The sequence below is a fragment of the Candidatus Paceibacterota bacterium genome (assembly GCA_035546035.1).
Classification (GTDB): Bacteria; Patescibacteriota; Minisyncoccia; order Phycocordibacterales; family UBA6065; genus UBA6065.
Genome location: DASZXC010000008.1, coordinates 373529 through 380287, shown reverse-complemented (window position 1 = coordinate 380287; position 6759 = coordinate 373529). Strand labels below are relative to the sequence as shown.

The 6759-nt window shown below is 57.2% G+C and carries 3 protein-coding genes; all 3 read right to left on the bottom strand.

Features of this window, described 5'->3' with window-relative positions; genetic code table 11:
• Nucleotides 1-74: 74 nt before the first annotated feature.
• The 3 genes from VHE10_03495 to rpoC are packed head-to-tail and all read right to left on the bottom strand — an operon-like array spanning nucleotide 75 to nucleotide 6748.
• Nucleotides 75-1280 (bottom strand): sigma-70 family RNA polymerase sigma factor, encoded by a 1206-nt coding sequence (locus VHE10_03495; GenBank protein ID HVU06822.1) that lies wholly within the window; start codon nucleotides 1278-1280, stop codon nucleotides 75-77.
• A gap of 20 nt (nucleotides 1281-1300) precedes the next feature.
• Entirely contained in the window at nucleotides 1301-3031 is a 1731-nt protein-coding gene (dnaG, locus tag VHE10_03490) for a DNA primase (GenBank protein ID HVU06821.1), read from the bottom strand.
• 36 nt (nucleotides 3032-3067) lie between these two features.
• Nucleotides 3068-6748: a DNA-directed RNA polymerase subunit beta' gene (gene rpoC, locus VHE10_03485; GenBank protein ID HVU06820.1), complete on the bottom strand. Its 3681-nt coding sequence runs from the start codon at nucleotides 6746-6748 to the stop codon at nucleotides 3068-3070.
• Nucleotides 6749-6759: the final 11 nt, after the last annotated feature.

Here is a 6759-nt window from a genome sequence, read left to right as displayed (position 1 = left end):
ACTTAAATTAATCCCCCCCCCCCCGCACACAAAAACCACTCCAGGCTCTGGAGTGGTTTTTGTGTGCGGGGGGATTAGTAATTCTTCAGTTGCTTGATGCGCTCATGCTGCCTGATCTTCTCATGAGCCTTGGCTTCGATCTGACGGATGCGCTCGCGGGTGACGCCGAATTCCTTGCCCACCTCTTCGAGCGTATGGGTGATGCCGTCGTTCAGACCGTGTCGCATCTCCAAAATCTTGCGCTCCTTCGGCGAGAGGTCGTTCAAAATCCCCCTGACCTGATCGGCGAGGATGCGCCTCGACGATTCCTGGTCAGGCGACAATATCTTGTCGTCTGAAAGGAAGTCTCCGAGGGTCGATTTACCGTCGTCGCCGTCGTCGCCCACCGGCGATTCGAGCGATACGGTGTCCTGGTCGATCTTCTCGATCTGGTAGACCTTCTCTACTTCGAGGCCCATTTCGGTAGCGATCTCGTCAGGCAACGGGTCGCGGCCGAGGTCCTGCGACAATCGGCGCACGACCTGCTTGTATTTGGCGATGGTCTCCACCATGTGCACCGGAACGCGGATGGTTCGGGATTGGTCAGCCAATGCGCGGGTAATGGCCTGGCGGATCCACCACGTCGCATAGGTCGAGAACTTATAGCCCTTGGTCCAGTCGAATTTATCGACAGCCTTGAAGAGGCCGAGGTTTCCTTCCTGAATAAGGTCCAAAAGAGTCAGGTCAGCCGAGCGGCCTACGTATTTCTTGGCGATAGAGACCACGAGGCGGAGGTTCGCTTTAGCGAGAAGGCCCTTAGCCTCGTCGTCGCCGTTCTCGATGCGTCGAGCGAGCTCCTTTTCCATAGCCGCAGAAACGAGAGGATACTGGCCGATCTCCTTGAGGTACATCTGGATCGAGTCGTATGAGGATTCGGACGACGCGCGGCCGAAGCCGTATTTCTTGCCGCCTTTCGTCTCGGCAGGGGGCTCGAGGTCGAGCATGCCACCCGATTCGAGCACGTCCACGCCCGCAGTCGAGAGCTTGTTGTAAAGCTCGTCGAGGAACATGATATCGTCTTCGATCGTCGGGAATTCCTTGAGGATCTCGTCGTACGTCACGAAGCCGCGCTCTTTGCCCTTGGTCAAAAGGCGGTCGGCGCGTTTGGCCGCGTCTTTCGCCTTTTCCTTGGCTTTGAGGGCCTTCGGAGAGAGCTTTGCCTTGGCGACTTTCTTTGACGGCTTCTGGGCCGCCTTTTTCGTCGCCTTGGCCCTGGTTTTCTTTTGCTGCTTTTTCGCCATGTTTTTCTATGATATCAAACCTACATCTTTTCCGCCTGACCCTTCACCTCCTGTATCCTCTTCGATAGTACGTGGATATTTTTGATAAGTTCCGACGCGTCTCCCTTCTCTTTTTCCTTTCGGTGGAGCTCCGCCATCGCCGCTTCGAGCTTCTTCTTGGTCGCCTCTTCTTCAAAATTGAGCATCAGTACCTTCCATTCCCTCGCCGTATCTCCGTCTCCGTACGTGACCTCGGCTTCGAGCGTCAGTTCGGCCATATCGTCCGGAGAGAGACTCGCGAAAGCCCTCGCTTTCTCGTCTCCCGCCGCGCTTTCGAGCTCTCTCCTTCTAACTTCGTCTCCGTTCCAGTATTTTTTCGAATGAAGGAGGCCGAGGAGCTTGCGTTCGATGGATTCGAGGCGTTCAAGGCGCCTGCCGGGACTCTGGCCACTTGCGCTTTGGCCTGGAGACGCTCGCGCCGAGCGATTCGCTTTCACATAGTTCTGGAGGTCCTTCCAAAGCGCGTCTTCACTGATCGAAAGCCTGTCGGCGACTTTCTTGACGGCTTGGAATCGCGGCGTATCGTCGGGAATCGCCGCGATATACGGGAATATGTCGGTTTTGACCTGCTTCGCGACCGATGCGGCATTGGCTTTCGAATCGATGATTATGTCGGTGAGGTAGTCTATGAAGTCCTTTTTGGAGCCGAGCATGGTCGTCCAGTCTTTCGGATTGGCCTTGATGATGTCGGCCGGGTCTTTACCGCCTTTGATGTCGACGATCTTCACGTTCATGCCGAGCGATATCGCTGGGACGATACGCTTTACGGCCTTTTGCCCTGCCGAATCGGAATCGAATGCGAGGACGATATTGTCGGAAAGCCTCGTGAGGAGCCCGAATGCCGAATCGGCGCCGTCATCGTCCGTGAACGCCGTGCCTGACGATGCGACCGTATTGGCGAATCCGCCCTGGTGCGACATGACGAGGTCCATCTGGCCTTCGACGACGATGGAATAACCGCGCTCGCGGATAGCGGTCTTTGCTTTGTCCAAGCCGTATAGGGTTTTGGATTTGCTATAGAGCGCGGTCTCGGGGCTGTTGAGGTATTTCGGAGACTTTCCGTCGTCCACGACGATGCGGCCGGAGAATGCCACGGCGCGGCCCGAGGAATCGGCGATCGGAAACATGATCCTGCCTCGGAATACGTCGTAGAACGGGTCGCCGCCCGGTTTGTCGGTCTTTTTGATGAGGCCGACAGCCGCGACGTCTTCGTCCTTGTATCCCTTGCCTTTCAAATACGATCGGAGCTGGCGCCAGTCGTTCGGGGCATAGCCGATGCGGAATGAATCGATCGTCTTTTGCGTCAGTCCCCTGCCCAACGCATATTCCTTTGCATGAGGCTCGGCAACAAGCCTTTCCTCGAACCATGCCGCCGCTTTTTCAAGGATGTCATAGAGGATCTCTTTCCTGTTGTCCTTCGGCGCCGCGTCGCGGTCGAGCCTCACGCCTGCACGCTCGGCGAGCACCTTGAGAGAGCCCATAAAGTCCAAGCCCTCGAATTTTTCGACGAACGTGAATATGTCGCCCTTCGCCTGACAGCCGAAGCAGTAGAATGAGCCGCGCTCCGGCGATACGAAGAACGACGGCGTCTTTTCATTGTGAAAAGGACACCTCGCCTTGAAATTGGCGCCCACTTTGTCGAGCTTGATATACGAGCCGACGACCGCAGCTATATCGAGCTTGTCTTTGATCTCCTGAACATGAGTGCTCATTCGAATCATTATAAGCCTCTTTGCGAGGGCTTTTGATTATTCCAAGACTACCGAATCCTTCGGAGTGACAGAATCTACTATCTCCTTCTTCGGCGAGCCTGCATAGCCGGTACCTGCCGGTATGAGGCGGCCGATGATGACGTTTTCCTTGAGGCCCTGGAGCTTGTCTTCCGTGCCGCGGATAGCAGCCGAGATGAAGATCCTGGTCGTGTGCTGGAACGATGCGGCCGAGAGGAACGACTGGCGCGAGAGCGACACTTCCGTGATGCCCATTACCACGTTCTCGCCCACTGCCGACGACTTGCCCGCTTCCTTGATCCTGTCGTTCTCGACGTTGAGGTCGTATACGTCCACGACGTCGTCGATCGAGAACTTGGTGTCGCCCGCATCCGTGACGCGTCGGCGGGAGAACATCTGCTTCACGATGATCTCGATGTGCTTTCGCGACACCGTTTCGCCCTGGAGCTCGTAGATCTTGCCGATCTCGCGGATGATATAATCCATCGCGCGCTCCTTGCCCGCAAGCTCGAATACCTCGTCTATATCAGCTGAGCCGTCGGTGAGGAACTGGCCCTTGGCGACCTTGTCGCCTATTTTAACGAGGGCCATGCGACGCGAGCTGAACGTATACTCGACTTCCGCGGCGCCCTTCTTGGTCTTGCCCTTGTCTTCGAGGTCGGGAATGACGGCGATGACCTTCTCCTTGCCCATATCCTTGACCGACGAGACCGTGCCCGAAACCGATGCGATGACCGCAGGGTTCTTTGGGCGTCGCTTTTCGAAGACTTCTTCGACGCGAGGGAGACCTGCGGTGATGTCGCCGCCGACCGATGCCGTACCGCCTGCGTGGAAGGTGCGCATCGTGAGCTGGGTACCCGGCTCGCCGATAGCTTGCGCAGCGACGGTGCCTACTGCCTCGCCGATGTCTATGAGGTGGTTCTTGCCGAGGTCCATGCCGTAGCATGCCTTACATACGCCGTGAAGAGTCTTACATGCGAGAGGCGACCTGACACGGACTTCGGTGACGCCTGCGTTCTCGATAGCGGCTGCTTCCTGCTTGGTGAGGAGATGGCCCTTCTTGAACATAGCCTTGCCGTCCGTACCTTTGACGTCGTCTGCCAATACGCGGCCGCGGATGTTCTTGGCGATCGATACTTCGATGCCCGAAGCGCTTTCCTTCCTGATGATGATCGAGTCCTTGGTGCCGCAGTCGTCTTCGGTGACCATGACGTCCTGCGCCACGTCGAAGAGGCGGCGGGTAAGGTAGCCTGCGCGAGCGGTGTTGAGAGCCGTGTCGGTGAGGCCCTTTCGCGCGCCGTGGGTGGTGATGAAGTACTCGATCGGGGTGAGGCCGTCCTTCATGCCCGATATGATGGGAAACTCGATTGTCTCGCCGGCAGTGTTGGTGATGAGGCCCTTCATGCCCACCATTTGGGTGATGTTGCCCCACGAACCTCGGGCGCCGGACTTTACCATATCGGTGACGGGATCGTTCGGACCGAGAGCGCCCGGAACGAGCTTCTCGATGTCGTTCTTGGCCTTGTGCCAGATCTCGATATTCTTTCGGATGCGCTCGTCTTCCGCGAGGAGGCCTTCGTTGAACTGGTCGTTGACGGTATCGGACTCCTTCTTGGCCTTCGAGATGACGTCGGCCTTGCCTTCCGGCGTCTTGACGTCGTCGATAGCCCAGGTAACGCCCGAATAGGTCGTGTATTTGAAGCCGAATTTCTTGATCCTGTCGAGGAAGGTTGGAACCTGAGAGACGCCGTAACGGACGAGAAGGTCGTCTGCGATTCCCTGCATGCTCTTGCGATCTACTTCCTTGTTGATGAACGGATAATCGTCAGGGAGGACCTGGTTGAAGAGGATCCTGCCGACGGTCGTCTCGAATATGCCGCCCTTGAATTCGGCGTATTTGGCCGTTTCAGGAGCAAGCACCTTTACAGCCGCGCGGAGCGAGAGGACACCGAAATCAGGGGCGAGGACTGCGGCTTCAGGGGATTCGAATATCTTGCCTTCGCCCGCGTCGCCCTTGATGAGCTTGGTGATCCAGTAGACGCCGAGATTGATGTCGAGCATCTTGTTGGTGACCGTCGGGTCGCCGGAGCCTGGCTTGAGGATGTTCTTGTCCGAAGCCATGATCTCCTTCGCTTCCTTCTGCGCTTCAGGAGAGAGCGGGACGTGGACTGCCATCTGGTCGCCGTCGAAGTCCGCGTTGAATGCCGAACATACGAGCGGGTGCACCTGGATAGCGTTGCCTTCGATGAGGATAGGCCTGAATGCCTGGATACCGAGGCGATGGAGCGTAGGCGCGCGGTTCAAGAGCACGTATTTGCCGTCGATGACCTCTTCGAGGATCGCCCAGACTTCAGGGATGCCGTCTTCGATGAGCCTCGACGCGCCGCGGATGTTATACGCGAGCTCGCGGGCAAGGAGCTGGTTGATGACGAACGGCTTGAAGAGCTCGAGAGCCATGTGCTTTGGAAGTCCGCACTGGTCGAGAGCGAGCTCCGGACCGACGACGATAACCGAGCGGCCTGAATAGTCCACTCGTTTACCAAGAAGATTTCCACGGAGGAGGCCCCTCTTGCCCTTAAGGTTGTCGGCGAGCGACTTGAGGGCGCGCTTCGACGCGAGCGAGCCTGCAGCAGTCGTCGAATTGCCGTGGCGAATCGAATTGTCGATGAGAGCGTCTACGGCTTCCTGGAGGATGCGCTTCTCGTTTCGAAGGATGACATCAGGCGCGTTGATCTCCTTGAGCTTCATCAAGCGGTTGTTTCGGTTGATGACGCGGCGATAGAGGTCGTTGACGTCAGACGTCGCATAGCGTCCGCCATCGAGCGGAACCATCGGTCGGAGCGCCGGAGGGATAACCGGGATACGGGAAAGGAACATCCATTCTGGTCGGATCTGCGACTTGATCATCGCGCGGACGACCGAGAGGCGTCGGTTCATCTTGTCTTTCTCGAGGCTGTTAGCCTTCTCGAGGTCGACGACGAGCTTGGCTTCGAGCTTCTTGAGGTCGATGTTCTTGCAGATGTCGAACATAGCCTCTGCGCCGATGCCTGCTTCGAAGAGCGTCGAGTATTTCATCGAGAACTTGCCGTATTCGACTTCGTCGAGGACGGCGCCTTCAGAGATAGCGTCGATCTCCTTCTTTGCGCCCGAGTACATGGACTTGAGAGCCTCGCGGGTCTTCTCGTCCTGGACGGTCTTGACCTTGGACTTATATTCCGATTCCAAGTCCTTCATGATGGTCGCACGAGCATCTTCGTGCACCTTGGTGACGATGTAGCCGGCGAAATAGATGACCTTTTCGAGGTCAGCGGTCGTCATGCCGAGGATGAGGCCGAGGCGCGACGGCATCGAGCGGAGGAACCAGATGTGGGATACCGGCGTAGCGAGCTCGATGTGGCCCATGCGCTCGCGCCGGACGATGGAGCGGGTTATCTCGACGCCGCACTTCTCGCAGACGATGCCCTTGTATCGGATGCCGCGGTATTTTCCGCAGTAGCATTCGAAGTCCTTGTCCGGACCGAAGATCTTCTCGTCGAAGAGGCCGTTCTTCTCGGAGCGCTGGGTTCGGTAGTTGATCGTTTCAGGCTTGGTGACCTCGCCGAACGACCATTCCCTGATCCTGTCAGGCGATGCCAAGCGGAGGGCGACCGTGTCGAAGTCCGTGAACTCCTGCGCCTTAGATTTTGGTGTATATGCCATAGTAGTTTTTT